Below are 15,357 nucleotides of genomic sequence, written 5' to 3' on the forward strand. Positions count from 1 at the left end.
CAAAGGGTTGTTTAATGGTGTAAAATTTTTCATAAAATTTGGCTCTAAGATCGATTATTAATTCATTTTCTAAAAAATCATCAAGTTCACTGGAAAAATTTTCTTTATAAAATTTTTCTATATTAAAATCTTTGATTTTCTCTCCTTGTTTTAATTTATAATAAGGTATTAAATCTTTTGCTAAAATAGGACCAAAAAGATTTGAAAATATTAATACATTTTCATCTATATATTTTTTAGAAATTTCACCCAAACTCTCATAATCTAAATATTCAAAAGCAACACCATTGTATCTTTGAATTGCTTTAGTTGTATCTTTTTTTAATATATCATGACTAAGATCATATAATTCATCTTTGTCTTTGATGCCAAAAAATTTTTCAAGAACATTTTCATCACATTCTTTAATAAATTTTTTGTATTTAGCAATTACTTCAAGTCTTTTATCGTATAACTTGTTAAATATGAATGATTTTTCATTTAAACAACTATGTGTATTTATTTTACTTTTTCCCTCACTAGGTGAAAATAAAATTTTCATAATAAATCCTTTGTTTTTTAAAAATTATACAAAATTATTTAAAACACTTGACATTAATTCAAAATTACATTATAATTCAACTTTATTTTTTGCTGGTTTAGCTCAGTTGGTAGAGCAGCTGCCTTGTAAGCAGCAGGTCGGGGGTTCAAGTCCCTTAACCAGCTCCATTGTTAATAGCAGTGTTTGACCAGAAATAAAAAGCATTATTATTCATGGTGAGTTACTCAAGTGGCCAACGAGGGCAGACTGTAAATCTGCTGGCTTTCGCCTTCCGTGGTTCGAATCCACGACTCACCACCATTGCTTTGCGGGAGTAGCTCAGTTGGCTAGAGCATCAGCCTTCCAAGCTGAGGGTCGCGGGTTCGAGTCCCGTTTCCCGCTCCAACCTGATTTTGGTAGAGTGAAACTGGGAGCTGTTTTTAAATTCAGAATTTCTAGCAGTTTCAAATTTCCAAAATTTTATAGTTTATGTTTTTAATTTTTCTGAGCGCTCGTATGGCTCAGAGGTAGAGCACTCCCTTGGTAAGGGAGAGGTCGCGGGTTCAAGTCCCGCTATGAGCTCCATTGATTTCAAAAGATTATAAAACATAAATTAGTATTTGTTTGTAAATTTTATATGGAGGAAAAAGATGGCTAAAGAAAAATTTTCACGTAATAAGCCTCACGTAAATATTGGTACTATTGGTCACGTTGACCACGGTAAAACTACTTTAACAGCTGCTATCTCTGCTGTTCTTTCAAGAAGAGGTTTGGCTGAGCTTAAAGATTATGATAATATCGATAACGCTCCTGAAGAAAAAGAGCGTGGTATTACTATTGCTACTTCTCACATTGAGTATGAAACAGAAAATCGTCACTATGCTCACGTAGACTGCCCAGGTCACGCTGACTATGTTAAAAACATGATTACTGGTGCTGCTCAAATGGATGGTGCTATTCTTGTTGTTTCTGCTGCAGATGGTCCAATGCCACAAACTAGAGAGCACATCTTACTTTCTCGTCAAGTAGGTGTACCATATATTGTTGTTTTCATGAACAAAGCTGATATGGTTGATGATGCTGAGTTATTAGAATTAGTTGAAATGGAAATTAGAGAGTTATTAAGCTCTTATGATTTCCCAGGAGATGATACTCCAATTATTTCAGGTTCGGCTTTACAAGCTCTTGAAGAAGCAAAAGCTGGACAAGATGGTGAATGGTCTAAAAAAATCTTAGATCTTATGGCAGCAGTTGATGAGTATATTCCAACTCCAGCTCGTGATACAGATAAAGATTTCTTAATGCCTATCGAAGATGTATTCTCAATTTCAGGTCGTGGTACAGTTGTTACTGGTAGAATTGAAAAAGGTATTGTTAAAGTTGGTGATACTATTGAAATCGTTGGTATTAGAGAAACACAAAGCACTACAGTAACTGGTGTTGAAATGTTTAGAAAAGAAATGGATCAAGGTGAAGCAGGAGATAACGTTGGTGTTCTTCTTCGTGGAACTAAAAAAGAAGATGTTCTTCGTGGTATGGTTCTTGCTAAACCTAAATCAATCACTCCTCATACTGATTTTGAAGCAGAAGTTTATATTTTAAATAAAGATGAAGGTGGACGCCATACTCCATTCTTTAATAACTATAGACCACAATTTTATGTAAGAACAACTGATGTTACTGGTTCTATCCAACTTGCAGAAGGCGTTGAAATGGTTATGCCAGGCGATAATGTTAGAATTACTGTAAGTCTTATTGCACCAGTTGCACTTGAAGAAGGTACTCGTTTTGCTATCCGTGAAGGTGGCCGTACTGTTGGTTCAGGTGTTGTTTCTAAAATTATTAAATAATTATAAGCGAGATTTAATCTCGCTTTTTAAGGAATAAAAATGAGAATTAAAGTTGGTTTAAAATGTGAAGAGTGCGGTGATATTAATTATAGCACTTTTAAAAATAGTAAAAATACAACTGAAAAGTTAGAATTAAAAAAATATTGCCCAAGATTGAAAAAACATACAATTCATAAAGAAGTTAAATTAAAAAGTTAAGGCTTTTATAAAAAAGCCCTTAGGGCAATAGCTCCAACGGTAGAGCGCCGGATTCCAAATCCGATGGTTGGGGGTTCGAATCCCTCTTGCCCTGCCACAAAATAAGGTAAAATATGGAAAAACTAATAACTTATTTTAAATTGTCAAAAGCTGAATTAGGAAAAGTAATTTGGCCTTTGAAAGAGCAAGTTAGAAATGCTTATATTACAGTTTTTGTAGTTGTTACTGTTGTTTCATTATTTTTAGCATTAGTTGATTTGATTATGTCATTTTCATTATCTAAGATTATAGGATAGAAAAATGAATCATAAATGGTATGCAATTCAAACTTATGCAGGTAGTGAGATGGCTGTAAAAAGAGCCATAGAAAATTTAGTTAGAGATCATGGAATTCAAGAGCAATTATTAGAAGTAATTGTTCCAACTGAAGATGTGATTGAATTTAAAAATGGTAAAGAAAAAATAAGCGAAAGAAGTTTATATTCAGGCTATGTATTTGCTAATATAGACTTATCAACAGAGCTTTGGCACAAAATTCAGTCTTTACCAAAGGTTGGTCGTTTTATAGGTGAAAGTAAAAAACCAACTCCATTAAGTGAAAAAGATATCAATCTTATTTTAGAAAAGGTGAAAAATAAAGCAGCACCTAAGCCTAAAATTTCATTTGATAAAGAAGAAAGTGTAAGAATAACTGAAGGTCCTTTTGCAAACTTTGTCGGTATTGTAGAGGAATATGATATGGTTAGAGGCGTTTTAAAGCTAAATGTTTCTATATTTGGTAGATCAACTCCAGTAGAAATCTTATACTCTCAAGTTGAAAAAATAGTTTGATTAATAGTAAGTAAAGGAGAAAGGTTATGGCTAAAAAAGTCGTAGGAGAAATTAAATTACAAATAGCTGCTACTAAGGCTAATCCATCACCTCCAGTTGGTCCTGCTTTAGGTCAACAAGGTGTTAATATTATGGAATTTTGTAAGGCATTTAATGAAAGAACAAAAGATATGGCTGGTTTTAATATTCCAGTTGTTATTACTGTTTATGCAGATAAAAGCTTTACATTTATAACAAAACAACCACCAGCTACAGATTTAATTAAAAAAGCTGCAGGTATTTCTAAAGGTGCGGATAATCCTTTAAAAAATAAAGTAGGTAAATTAACTAAAGCACAAGTTTTAGAAATTGTAGATAAAAAAATCGCTGATATGAATACAAAAGATAGAGAGCAAGCTGCTAAAATTATCATGGGTTCTGCTCGTTCTATGGGTGTTGAAATCGTAGATTAATACTCTTTACCGCCAAGAGTTTAAAAAGGCGGTAGCACTTTATATAAAATGCGGAGAAAATTGATGTCTAAAAATACTAAAAGATTTACAGAATTATTAAAAAAAATAGATTCAAATAAAAACTATTTAATGGATGAGGCAATAAGCACAGTAAAAACTCTTGCTTCTGCTAAATTTGATGAAACAGTTGAAATTGCTTTAAAATTAAATGTTGACCCAAGACATGCAGATCAAATGGTAAGAGGTAGTGTTGTTTTACCTTGCGGTACAGGTAAAAAAGTTCGTGTTGCTGTTATTGCAAAAGATGCAAAAGCTGATGAAGCAAAAAATGCAGGTGCTGATATAGTTGGTAGCGATGATTTAGTAGAAGAAATTCAAAAAGGTAATATGAATTTTGATGTTTTAATTGCTACACCAAATTTAATGGGTCTAGTAGGTAAAGTAGGTCGTATTTTAGGACCTAAAGGTTTGATGCCAAATCCTAAAACAGGTACAGTAACAATGGATGTTGCTCAAGCTGTTAATAATGCTAAAAATGGGCAAGTTAATTTCCGTGTTGATAAACAAGGAAACATCCATGCAGGTTTGGGTAAAGTTAGTTTTACTCAAGAACAATTAAAAGAAAATATGACAGCATTTGTAAAAGCTATTAATAAACATAAACCAGCTGCTGCAAAAGGAAGATATATTAAAAATGCTAGTCTTTCTTTGACTATGAGTCCTTCTCTTTCTCTTGATACTCAAGAATTACTTGATACAAAATAAAATTAATGAGAGTTTTTCTCTCATTAATAAAAATTAGATAAGATAATAACTTTTATTTTATCTAATTTTTATCTTAGATTGGAGATAGCCGAGGTCTTAGGACTTAATTAGATTTTCTGCTCTGCTTGAAATCACCGGTCGGAAAGGAGTAAAGATGACTAAAAGCCAAAAAATTGAACTTGTTTCTAAGCTTGAAGAGGGTTTTAAGGCTAGTGAAGCTGTTGTAGTTTGTAACTACAAAGGTTTAAACACTAAAAAACTTGAAGAGTTAAGAAATAATGCGAGAGAAATGGATGTTAAAGTTCAAATTATTAAAAATACTTTAGCAAGTATTGCTCTTAAAAATGCCGGCAAAGATGGAATGGAACTTAAAGATACAAATATTTATCTTTGGGGTGAAGACCAATTAAATGTTTCAAAAGTTGCTGATAAATTTAGCGAAGCTAATCAAACATTTGAAATCAAAACCGCATTTATTGATGGCGAAGTTGCTTCAGTAGATAAAGTTAAAGCTTTAGCTAAAATGCCTTCTCGCAATGAATTGCTTGCTATGCTTTTGCAAGTTTGGAATGCACCAATCACCAATTTTACAATTGGATTAAATGCATTAAAAGAAAAAAAAGAAGCTGAATAAAATTTAAAAAGGATAAAAAATGGCAATTACTAAAGAAGATGTATTAGAATTTATTTCTAACCTAAGTGTTCTTGAACTTTCAGAATTAGTAAAAGAATTTGAAGAAAAATTTGGTGTTTCTGCTGCTCCAGTTATGGTTGCAGGTGCTGCTGTTGCAGGTGCTGCTGGCGGTGCTGCTGAAGAAAAAACTGAATTTGACATCGTATTACAAGATGGTGGCGATAAAAAAATCAATGTAATTAAAGTTGTTCGTGCTTTAACTGGTCTTGGATTAAAAGAAGCAAAAGATGCTGTTGAACAAACTCCATCAGTTCTTAAAGAAGGTGTTAGCAAAGCTGAAGCCGAAGAAGCTAAAAAACAACTTGAAGAAGCTGGCGCTAAGGTTGAGCTTAAATAATTTTTTTGTTTTAAAAGAAAGGATTTTATGTCCTTTCTTGTTTTCCTTTAATTAGGATTCTTTCTTTCAATACTTTTACCATGGGGTATAATAATATGTTAAATTCACAATCAGGAAATCGTTTAAGAATAGACTTCTCGAATGTTCCACAACAAATAGACATTCCAAATTTATTACAATTACAAAAGAAAAGTTTTGATTATTTTTTAAACATAGATGCTAAAAATTCAGAAAGTGGAATTGAAAAAGTATTTAAATCTATTTTTCCAATTCATGATCCACAAAATAGATTAAGTTTAGAATATGTAAGTAGTGAAGTAGGTAAACCTAAGTACACTATTAGAGAGTGTATGGAAAGAGGTTTGACTTATTCTGTAAATTTAAAAATGAAAATCCGTTTAACTTTACATGAAAAAGATGAAAAAACGGGTGAAAAAATTGGTATAAAAGATATTAAAGAACAAGAAATTTATATTAGAGAAATCCCTTTAATGACAGATAGAATTTCTTTCATAATTAACGGAGTTGAAAGGGTTGTAGTAAATCAACTTCATAGAAGTCCGGGTGTTATATTTAAAGAAGAAGAAAGTTCTACTGTTGCAAATAAATTAGTATATACAGCCCAAATCATACCAGATCGTGGTTCTTGGCTTTATTTTGAATATGATGCTAAAGATGTGCTTTATGTGCGTATTAATAAAAGAAGAAAAGTGCCTATTACAATTTTATTTAGAGCACTTGGTTATAAAAAACAAGACATTATAAAATTATTTTACCCTATACAAACTATTCATGTTAAAAAAGATAAATTCTTAACTGAATTTAATCCAAATGACTTTTTAGATAGAGTTGAGTATGACTTGAAAGATGAAAAAGGCAATGTAATTCATCAAGCTGGTAAAAGAATGACAAAGAAAAAGGCTGAACAGCTTGTAAAAGATGGGGTTAAATGGGTTGAATATCCAGTTGAAATTTTAACAAATAGATATTTAGCTAATCCTATTATTAATAAAGAAACTGGTGAGGTTTTATTTGATTCTTTAACGCTATTAGATGAGGGAAAACTAGCAAAAATTAAAGAGGAAAAACAGTTTGATATTGCTAATGACTTAGCTAATGGAGTAGATGCTGCTATTATTAATTCTTTCATTCAAGATAATGAAACTTTAAAATTATTAAAACAAACCGAGAATATAGATGATGAGAATGATTTAGCAGCTATTAGAATTTATAAAGTAATGAGACCAGGCGAACCAGTAGTAAAAGATGCTGCAAAAGCTTTTGTAAATGATTTATTTTTCAATCCTGAAAGATATGATCTAACAAAAGTTGGTCGTATGAAAATGAATCATAAATTAGGCTTAGATACGCCTGAATATGTTACGGTTTTAACCAATGAAGATATAGTAAAAACTGCAAAATATTTAATTAAAGTAAAAAATGGTAGAGGTCATATTGACGATAGAGACCATTTAGGTAATCGTCGTATAAGATCAATTGGAGAACTTTTAGCTAATGAACTTCATGTAGGTCTTGCTAAAATGCAAAAATCAATTAGAGATAAATTTACGGCTTTAAATACAGATATTGATAAAGTAATGCCTTATGATTTGATTAATCCTAAGACAATTACTGTAACAATTATGGAATTTTTTACTGGTGGTCAATTATCTCAATTTATGGATCAAACAAACCCATTGAGTGAAGTGACTCACAAGCGTCGTTTATCAGCGCTTGGTGAAGGTGGTTTAGTAAAAGAAAGAGCAGGTTTTGAAGTACGTGATGTTCATGCAACACATTATGGAAGAATTTGTCCTGTTGAAACTCCAGAAGGTCAAAACATCGGATTAATTAATACACTTTCAACTTATGCTAAAGTAAATGATCTAGGCTTTGTTGAAGCACCTTATAAGAAAGTAGAAAATGGAAAAGTAAGTAATGAAATTGTTTACTTGACTGCTACTCAAGAAGAGGGCTTAGTGATTGCAGCAGCTTCAACTAAAATTGATGAAAAAGGTAATATTGTTGAGGAATTTGTTGAAGCAAGACAAGATGGTGAAACAATCCTAGCAAGAAGAGAAGAAGTACATTTGATTGACCTTTGTTCAGGTATGATAGTAGGGGTTGCAGCGTCATTAATCCCATTCTTAGAGCATGATGATGCAAACAGAGCTTTAATGGGTTCAAACATGCAACGTCAAGCAGTGCCTTTACTAACCGCACAAGCACCTATAGTAGGTACTGGTATGGAAAAAATCATTGCTCGTGATGCTTGGGAGGCTATTAAAGCTAAAAGAGCAGGGATTGTAGAAAAAGTTGACAATAAAAATATTTTTATTTTGGGCGAAGATGAAAATGGACCATTTATAGATCATTACAAAATGGAAAAAAATCTAAGAACAAATCAAAATACAACTTTTACACAGCATCCAATTGTTAAAAAAGGAGAATTTGTTCAAGCAGGTCAAATCATTGCAGATGGTCCAAGTATGGATCAAGGCGAACTTGCTATTGGTAAGAATGCCTTAATCGCATTTATGCCATGGCATGGGTATAACTATGAAGATGCTATTGTAATTAGTGAGAAAATTTTACGTGAAGATACTTTTACTAGTGTTCATATCTATGAAAAAGAAGTAGAGGCTAGAGAGCTTAAAGATGGTGTAGAAGAAATTACAAAAGACATTCCAAATGTAAAAGAAGAAGATTTAGCACATCTTGATGAGAGTGGTATCGCTAAAATAGGAACTCATATAAAGCCTGGTATGATTTTGGTGGGTAAAGTTTCACCTAAGGGTGAAGTAAAACCTACACCTGAAGAAAGATTATTAAGAGCTATTTTTGGTGAAAAAGCTGGACATGTTGTAAATAAATCTTTATATGCAACCGCCTCATTAGAAGGTGTTGTTGTAGATGTAAAAATCTTTACTAAAAAAGGTTATGAAAAAGATGCACGCGCTATAAAAGCTTATGATGATGAAAAATTAAATCTTGAAAAAGAACATCATGATAGACTTTTAATGATGGATAGAGAAGAAACTTTAAGAGTATGTTCTTTACTTTCTAAATCAGCTTTAAATTCGGATGAAGAAATAAATGGTGTTAAATATAAAAAAGGCTCTAAAGTAGAAATTACAGAATTAGAAAAAATCAATCGTTTTGCATTAAATTCTTTAGTTAAAGCTTATTCTAAAGAAGTACAAAAAGAATATGATGATTTAAAAAATCATTTCCAAAATGAGAAGAAAAAACTTAAAACAGAGCATGATGAAAAATTAGAAATTTTAGAAAAAGATGATATTTTACCAAGTGGGGTAGTAAAACTTGTTAAAGTATATATCGCGACTAAGAGAAAATTGAAAGTTGGGGATAAAATGGCAGGGCGCCATGGAAATAAAGGTATTGTGTCTAATATCGTTCCAGAAGTTGATATGCCATATTTACCTGATGGAAGACCTATTGATATAGCTTTAAATCCTCTAGGGGTTCCAAGCCGTATGAACATAGGACAAATTCTTGAAAGCCACTTAGGGATTGTTGGTATGAGACTAGGTGATCAAATTCAAGAAATTTTTGATAGAAAACAAAAAGATTTTGTAAAAGAATTACGTGAAAAAATTCTTGAAATTTGTAGTGTATCTAGACTTGAATTAGAAAAGAAATTTGTGCAGACTTTAAATGATGAACAGCTTATTTCTTATGCTAGAGATTGGGCTAAAGGAGTGAAATTTGCTACTCCTGTATTTGAAGGCGTAACGGTTGAAGAATTTGGTAAGCTTTTTGAAATGGCTAAAATAGCTATGGATGGAAAAAGCGAGCTTTATGATGGAAGAACTGGTGAAAAAATGGCAGAGCGTGTGCATGTTGGATGTATGTATATGCTTAAATTACACCACTTGGTAGATGAAAAAGTTCACGCAAGAAGTACTGGACCTTATAGTCTTGTAACACAACAACCAGTTGGTGGTAAGGCTTTATTTGGTGGACAAAGATTTGGTGAGATGGAGGTTTGGGCTCTTGAAGCTTATGGAGCAGCTCATACTTTAAGGGAAATGTTAACCATAAAATCTGATGATGTTGAAGGTAGATTTAGTGCTTATAAAGCTTTAACAAAAGGTGAGAATGTTCCAGCAACAGGTATTCCAGAGACATTCTTTGTACTTACAAATGAATTAAAATCTCTTGCTTTAGATGTTGAGATTTTTGATAAGGATGAGAATAATGAGTAAATTTAAACCTATCGAAATAAAAGAAGATGGCAGACCTAGAGACTTTGAAGCTTTTCAATTAAGACTTGCAAGTCCTGAAAAAATCAAATCATGGTCTTATGGTGAAGTAAAAAAACCAGAAACAATTAATTATAGAACTTTAAAGCCTGAAAGAGACGGTCTTTTTTGCGCTAAAATTTTTGGACCAGTAAGAGATTATGAATGTCTTTGTGGTAAGTATAAAAAAATGCGTTTTAAAGGCATTAAGTGTGAAAAATGTGGTGTTGAAGTTACTAGTTCTAAAGTACGCCGCTCAAGAATGGGGCATATCGAGCTAGTTACACCAGTAGCACATATATGGTATGTAAATTCTTTGCCAAGTCGTATCGGTACTTTACTTGGCGTAAAGATGAAAGACTTAGAGCGCGTATTGTATTATGAAGCATATATAGTAGAAAATCCAGGTGATGCATACTATGATAATGAAAATACTAAAAAAGTTGAATTTTGTGATGTATTAAATGAAGAGCAGTATTTAAATTTAATGCAACGCTATGAAAGTAGTGGATTTAAAGCTAGAATGGGTGGTGAAGTTGTTAGAGATTTACTAGCAAATTTAGATCTTGTTGAGCTTTTAAATAAATTAAAAGAAGATATTGCAGCAACTAATTCAGAAGCAAAGAAAAAAACTATCATCAAACGCTTAAAAGTGGTGGAAAATTTCTTAAATAGTAATTTAAATACTAATACAAATAGTGATGAAGTAGTTCCAAATCGTCCTGAGTGGATGATGATTACAAATTTACCTGTATTACCACCTGATTTAAGACCTTTGGTGGCTTTAGATGGTGGAAAATTTGCAGTTTCTGATGTGAATGATTTATATAGAAGAGTTATTAATAGAAATACACGTTTAAAAAGACTTATGGAGCTTGATGCACCTGAAATTATCATTAGAAATGAAAAAAGAATGCTTCAAGAAGCAGTTGATGCTTTATTTGATAATGGCAGAAGAGCAAATGCGGTTAAAGGTGCAAATAAACGTCCATTAAAATCTTTAAGTGAAATCATCAAAGGAAAACAAGGTCGTTTCAGACAAAATCTACTTGGTAAAAGGGTGGATTTTTCAGGTCGTAGTGTTATTGTTGTTGGGCCAAAACTTAGAATGGATCAATGTGGTTTACCTAAAAAAATGGCTTTGGAATTATTTAAGCCACATTTGTTGGCTAAGCTTGAAGAAAAAGGTTATGCAACTACTGTAAAACAAGCTAAAAAAATGATTGAAAATAAAACCAATGAAGTTTGGGAGTGTTTAGAAGAGGTTGTTAAAGGTCATCCTGTAATGCTTAATCGTGCGCCAACCTTGCATAAGCTTTCCATTCAAGCTTTCCATCCTGTGCTTGTAGAGGGTAAGGCAATTCAACTTCATCCATTAGTGTGTGCAGCATTTAATGCTGATTTTGACGGGGACCAAATGGCCGTACATGTACCTTTATCTCAAGAAGCAATAGCTGAGTGTAAAGTATTAATGCTCTCATCTATGAATATCTTGCTTCCAGCAAGTGGTCGTTCTGTGACTGTACCTTCTCAAGATATGGTTTTGGGGATTTATTATCTATCTTTAGAAAAAGATGGTGCTAAGGGTGAGCATAAAATTTGTACAGGTATCGAAGAGGTTATGATTGCTTTAGAAGCAAAATCTTTAGATATTCATGCAAGTATTAGAAGTGTAGTTGATGGAAGAAAAATCACTACGACTGCTGGAAGATTAATTATTAAGTCTATCTTGCCTGATTTTGTTCCTGAAAATATGTGGAATAAAGTCATGAAGAAAAAAGATATTGCAGCTTTGGTTGATTATGTTTATAAAGAAGGCGGTCTTGAAGTAAGTGCTAGCTTTTTAGATAAACTAAAAGATCTTGGTTTTGAATATGCAACAAAAGCGGGTATTTCTATTTCAATTGCTGATATTATTGTGCCTGATCAAAAACAAAAAAGTATAGAAGAAGCTAAAAAACAAGTAAGAGAAATCCAAAATTCATATAATTTAGGTTTGATTACTTCAGGTGAAAGATATAACAAGATTATTGATATTTGGAAAAGCACTAATAATGTCTTATCAAAAGATATGATGGAGTTAATTAAAAAAGACAAAGAAGGATTTAACTCTATTTATATGATGGCAGATTCTGGTGCTAGGGGTTCAGCAGCTCAAATTTCACAGCTTGCTGCGATGAGGGGTCTTATGGCTAAACCTGATGGTTCTATTATTGAAACACCGATCATTTCGAACTTCCGTGAAGGACTAAACGTTCTTGAATATTTCATTTCAACTCACGGTGCTAGAAAAGGTCTTGCAGATACAGCGTTGAAAACAGCAAATGCAGGTTATTTGACAAGAAAACTTATCGATGTGGCACAAAATGTAAAAGTTACAATGGAAGATTGTGGTGCACATGAGGGTGTTGAGATTAATGAAATTACTGCAGATGGTGTTGTGATTGAAACCTTAGAAGAAAGAATTTTAGGAAGAGTTTTAGCTGAAAATATTATTGATTCTATTACTAATGAGATTTTATTCTCAGAAGGTACTTTAGTAGATGAGGAAAAAGCTAGAATTATTGTTGAAAGTGGAGTAAAGAGTGTAAGCATTAGAACTCCTATTACTTGTAAAGCTAAAAAAGGAGTTTGTTCTAAATGCTATGGTATTAATCTAGGCGAAGGAAAATTAGTTAAACCAGGTGAGGCTGTAGGTATTATATCTGCTCAATCAATCGGTGAGCCAGGAACACAGCTTACACTAAGAACTTTCCACAGCGGTGGTACTGCTAGTACAGATTTACAAGATCGCCAAGTAGTAGCACATAAAGAAGGTTTTGTAAGATTTTATAATCTTAATACCTATGAAGATAGACAAGGTAAAACTATAGTGGCCAATCACCGCAATGCTGCTATTTTACTTGTGGAGCCAAAAATCAAAGCTCCATTTAGAGGAACTATCCATATTGAGCATGCATATGAGGATGTGGTGGTTAGCGTTAAAGCAAAAAACAATGAAGCTAAATTTATATTAAGAAAGTATGACTTAGCAAAAGCTAATGAGCTTGCCGGTGTAAGTGGTAATATTGAAGGTAAATTATATATTCCATATAGCGATGGTGCTGAAGTAGCTGAAAATGAAAGTATTGTAGAAGTAATCAAAGAGGGTTGGAATATACCAAACCGTATCCCTTATGCGAGTGAATTGCTAGTAAAAGATGGTGATCCTATCACTCAAGATATTGTAGCTGGTGCAAAAGGTACCTTGAAGTTTTATATGCTTAAAGGGGATGGTTTAGATAGAATTAGAAATCTTAAAAAAGGTGATGTAGTTAAAGAAAAAGGTGTTTTTGTTGTTATTGCTGATGAAAATGATAGAGAAGCAAAAAGACACTATATACCAAGAGATTCTGTGATTGAATTTGATGATAGCACTTTTGTGGATAATCCTAAAACTATCATAGCAAAATCAAGCAAAGAAGATAAAACTATCATTGCTGAATGGGATGCATATAATAATACTGTAATTGCAGAAGTTGCAGGTGTAATTAACTTTGAAGATATTGAATCAGGCTATAGTGCTGATGAACAAATTGATGAAGCAACTGGTAAAAGATCGCTTGTTATTAATGAGTATTTACCAAGTGGAGTGCGTCCAGCGTTGTTAATCATAGGTGAAAACGATAAAGTGGTGCGTTATCAGCTCGAACCAAAAACTGTTATTTATGTAAACGATGGTGATAAGGTTAAGCAAGCTGATATCTTAGCTAAAACACCAAAGGCAGCAGCTAAATCAAAAGATATTACTGGAGGTCTTCCAAGGGTATCTGAATTATTTGAAGCAAGAAAGCCAAAAAATACTGCTGTTGTGGCTGAAATTGACGGGGTTGTTAGATTTGATAAACCTTTAAGATCAAAAGAAAGAATCATTATCCAAGCAGAAGATGGAAGTAGCGCAGAGTATTTAATTGATAAATCAAAACGCATTCAAGTAAGAGATGGTGAATTTATCCATGCGGGTGAAAAATTAACCGATGGAGTTATTTCAAGTCATGATGTGCTTAGAATTTTAGGTGAAAAAGCATTGCATTATTATCTTATTTCTGAAATTCAGCAAGTTTATCGTGGCCAAGGTGTTGTGATTTCTGATAAGCATATTGAAATCATTGTATCGCAAATGCTAAGACAAGTAAAAATTGTAGATAGTGGTCATACAAACTTTATTGTAGGTGATTTGGTTTCAAGAAGAAAATTCAGAGAAGAAAATGAAAGAATTTTAAGATATGGCGGTGAACCTGCTGTAGCTGAGCCTGTGTTGCTTGGGGTTACAAGAGCAGCTATTGGAAGTGATAGTGTGATTTCGGCTGCTTCATTCCAAGAAACAACAAAGGTTTTAACAGAAGCAAGTATTGCAGGTAAATTTGACTATCTTGAAGATCTAAAAGAAAATGTAATCTTAGGTCGTATGATTCCTGTTGGTACAGGTCTTTATGGAGATCAAAATTTAAAACTTAAACAACAAAATTAATTTTCAATCCTAGCGATTTTGCTAGGATTTTTGGAGTGTATTATGTTCAAAGTGATTGATTTGGAAAAATATAAAAGAAAGGATCATTTTGAATTTTACACTCAAAATATTCCTTGCTCGTTTGAAATTACTGTTAAATTAGATATTAGTTCTTTTTATTATTTTATTAAAAACAATAATTATGAATTCTACCCTTGTTTTATCCACACTATTAGTAAAAGTATAAATGCTTTTGATAATTTTAAATTTAGTTTAGATCAAAACAAACAACTAATATGTTATGATATTATCCATCCTTCTTATACTATTTTTCATAAGGACTCTAAAACTTTTTCTGTTATTTGGACTTTCTATAAAGAAAATTTAAATGATTTTTTATCTTTATATGAAGAGGATAAACAATTAATAAAAAACGATAAAAGTATATTTTTAAAAGAACCTATAGATAATCTTTTTAATATTTCTGCCATTCCTTGGGTGGCTTTTGAGAATTTTTCTTTACACTTGCCAAAAAAAGAGCAGTATTTCTTTCCTATTATAACAAGTGGAAAGATTATAAAAGAAAATAAAAAAATTCTCATTCCTTTTAGTATTAATGTTAATCATGCCACCAATGACGCTTATCACATTTATTTGTTTTTAGAAAAACTCCAAGAAAACCTTAATAGTTTATAATTTTATAAGTAAAATTTAGATATTATCCAAAGTTTATTATTTTATTAATGAAAGGAATTACTGTGCCAACCATAAATCAATTGGTTAGAAAAGAGCGCAAAAAAGTTTTAGAAAAATCTAAATCACCAGCGCTTAAAAATTGCCCACAAAGAAGGGGAGTTTGTACTAGGGTTTATACAACAACTCCTAAAAAACCAAACTCAGCGTTAAGAAAAGTTGCCAAAGTAAGACTTACAAGTGGCTTTGAAGTTATTAGTTAT

The 15,357-nt window shown here is 32.2% G+C and carries 12 protein-coding genes, 5 tRNA genes and 1 pseudogene; 17 read left to right on the forward strand and 1 reads right to left on the reverse strand.

Annotated features, from left to right (window positions below):
• The coding region (yaaA, locus tag L8V79_RS07220) for a YaaA family protein (protein WP_263703099.1) at nt 1-541 on the reverse strand (541 nt) is incomplete at its 3' end.
• A gap of 91 nt (nt 542-632) precedes the next feature.
• On the opposite strand from yaaA, the gene L8V79_RS07225 reads away from it, so the two are divergent.
• The 17 genes and pseudogenes from L8V79_RS07225 to rpsL form a co-directional block, all read left to right on the forward strand.
• A tRNA-Thr gene (locus tag L8V79_RS07225) sits at nt 633-708 on the forward strand.
• A 47-nt stretch (nt 709-755) separates the two neighbouring features.
• A tRNA-Tyr gene (locus L8V79_RS07230) sits at nt 756-841 on the forward strand.
• A gap of 7 nt (nt 842-848) precedes the next feature.
• A tRNA-Gly gene (locus tag L8V79_RS07235) sits at nt 849-925 on the forward strand.
• A gap of 105 nt (nt 926-1,030) precedes the next feature.
• Nucleotides 1,031-1,105: transfer RNA gene (locus tag L8V79_RS07240), tRNA-Thr, on the forward strand.
• Nucleotides 1,106-1,170: 65 nt separating this feature from the next.
• A complete protein-coding gene (gene tuf, locus L8V79_RS07245) occupies nt 1,171-2,370 on the forward strand; it encodes an elongation factor Tu (RefSeq protein ID WP_039668122.1) in 1,200 nt (399 codons plus the stop codon).
• Between the two features lie 39 nt (nt 2,371-2,409).
• Nucleotides 2,410-2,568: a 50S ribosomal protein L33 gene (rpmG, locus tag L8V79_RS07250; RefSeq protein WP_012661178.1), complete on the forward strand. Its 159-nt coding sequence runs from the start codon at nt 2,410-2,412 to the stop codon at nt 2,566-2,568.
• Nucleotides 2,569-2,589: 21 nt separating this feature from the next.
• A tRNA-Trp gene (locus L8V79_RS07255) sits at nt 2,590-2,665 on the forward strand.
• A 16-nt stretch (nt 2,666-2,681) separates the two neighbouring features.
• A complete protein-coding gene (secE, locus tag L8V79_RS07260; protein ID WP_012661179.1) occupies nt 2,682-2,864 on the forward strand; it encodes a preprotein translocase subunit SecE in 183 nt (60 codons plus the stop codon).
• A 4-nt stretch (nt 2,865-2,868) separates the two neighbouring features.
• A complete protein-coding gene (nusG, locus tag L8V79_RS07265; protein ID WP_012661180.1) occupies nt 2,869-3,399 on the forward strand; it encodes a transcription termination/antitermination protein NusG in 531 nt (176 codons plus the stop codon).
• Nucleotides 3,400-3,425: 26 nt separating this feature from the next.
• The gene (gene rplK / locus L8V79_RS07270) at nt 3,426-3,851 is read left to right on the forward strand and encodes a 50S ribosomal protein L11 (protein ID WP_012661181.1); all 426 of its coding nucleotides are present in this window, start codon (nt 3,426-3,428) and stop codon (nt 3,849-3,851) included.
• A 63-nt stretch (nt 3,852-3,914) separates the two neighbouring features.
• Nucleotides 3,915-4,616: a 50S ribosomal protein L1 gene (rplA, locus tag L8V79_RS07275; protein ID WP_039617747.1), complete on the forward strand. Its 702-nt coding sequence runs from the start codon at nt 3,915-3,917 to the stop codon at nt 4,614-4,616.
• Nucleotides 4,617-4,770: 154 nt separating this feature from the next.
• Complete coding sequence (gene rplJ / locus L8V79_RS07280; protein ID WP_012661183.1) at nt 4,771-5,250, forward strand: 50S ribosomal protein L10; 480 nt, start codon at nt 4,771-4,773, stop codon at nt 5,248-5,250.
• A 19-nt stretch (nt 5,251-5,269) separates the two neighbouring features.
• Nucleotides 5,270-5,647 carry a 50S ribosomal protein L7/L12 gene (gene rplL, locus L8V79_RS07285; protein ID WP_012661184.1) on the forward strand — a complete coding sequence of 126 codons (378 nt, stop codon included), beginning with the start codon at nt 5,270-5,272 and terminating at the stop codon, nt 5,645-5,647.
• 95 nt (nt 5,648-5,742) lie between these two features.
• On the forward strand, nt 5,743-9,876 hold the full coding sequence (rpoB, locus tag L8V79_RS07290; protein WP_263703100.1) for a DNA-directed RNA polymerase subunit beta: 4,134 nt from the start codon (nt 5,743-5,745) through the stop codon (nt 9,874-9,876).
• Nucleotides 9,869-14,422, forward strand: a complete 4,554-nt coding sequence (gene rpoC, locus L8V79_RS07295; protein WP_263703101.1) for a DNA-directed RNA polymerase subunit beta' — start codon at nt 9,869-9,871, stop codon at nt 14,420-14,422. Before rpoB ends, rpoC begins: the two co-directional genes overlap by 8 nt.
• A gap of 42 nt (nt 14,423-14,464) precedes the next feature.
• The gene (locus tag L8V79_RS07300; RefSeq protein ID WP_263703102.1) at nt 14,465-15,097 is read left to right on the forward strand and encodes a CatA-like O-acetyltransferase; all 633 of its coding nucleotides are present in this window, start codon (nt 14,465-14,467) and stop codon (nt 15,095-15,097) included.
• A 62-nt stretch (nt 15,098-15,159) separates the two neighbouring features.
• Nucleotides 15,160-15,357: pseudogene (rpsL, locus tag L8V79_RS07305) on the forward strand (30S ribosomal protein S12); the annotation flags it as partial.

The organism is Campylobacter sp. IFREMER_LSEM_CL2194, from assembly GCF_025771685.1.
In the GTDB taxonomy this organism is placed as follows: Bacteria; Campylobacterota; Campylobacteria; order Campylobacterales; family Campylobacteraceae; genus Campylobacter_D.

Coding starts and splice junctions, on each gene's coding strand:
- rpmG (WP_012661178.1), top strand. CDS start 2,410: ATGAGAATTAAAGTTGGTTTAAAATGTGAAGAGTGCGGTGATATTAAT.
- rplK (WP_012661181.1), top strand. CDS start 3,426: ATGGCTAAAAAAGTCGTAGGAGAAATTAAATTACAAATAGCTGCTACT.
- rplA (WP_039617747.1), top strand. CDS start 3,915: ATGTCTAAAAATACTAAAAGATTTACAGAATTATTAAAAAAAATAGAT.
- tuf (WP_039668122.1), top strand. CDS start 1,171: ATGGCTAAAGAAAAATTTTCACGTAATAAGCCTCACGTAAATATTGGT.
- rplJ (WP_012661183.1), top strand. CDS start 4,771: ATGACTAAAAGCCAAAAAATTGAACTTGTTTCTAAGCTTGAAGAGGGT.
- rpoC (WP_263703101.1), top strand. CDS start 9,869: ATGAGTAAATTTAAACCTATCGAAATAAAAGAAGATGGCAGACCTAGA.
- L8V79_RS07300 (WP_263703102.1), top strand. CDS start 14,465: ATGTTCAAAGTGATTGATTTGGAAAAATATAAAAGAAAGGATCATTTT.
- rplL (WP_012661184.1), top strand. CDS start 5,270: ATGGCAATTACTAAAGAAGATGTATTAGAATTTATTTCTAACCTAAGT.
- rpoB (WP_263703100.1), top strand. CDS start 5,743: ATGTTAAATTCACAATCAGGAAATCGTTTAAGAATAGACTTCTCGAAT.
- nusG (WP_012661180.1), top strand. CDS start 2,869: ATGAATCATAAATGGTATGCAATTCAAACTTATGCAGGTAGTGAGATG.
- secE (WP_012661179.1), top strand. CDS start 2,682: ATGGAAAAACTAATAACTTATTTTAAATTGTCAAAAGCTGAATTAGGA.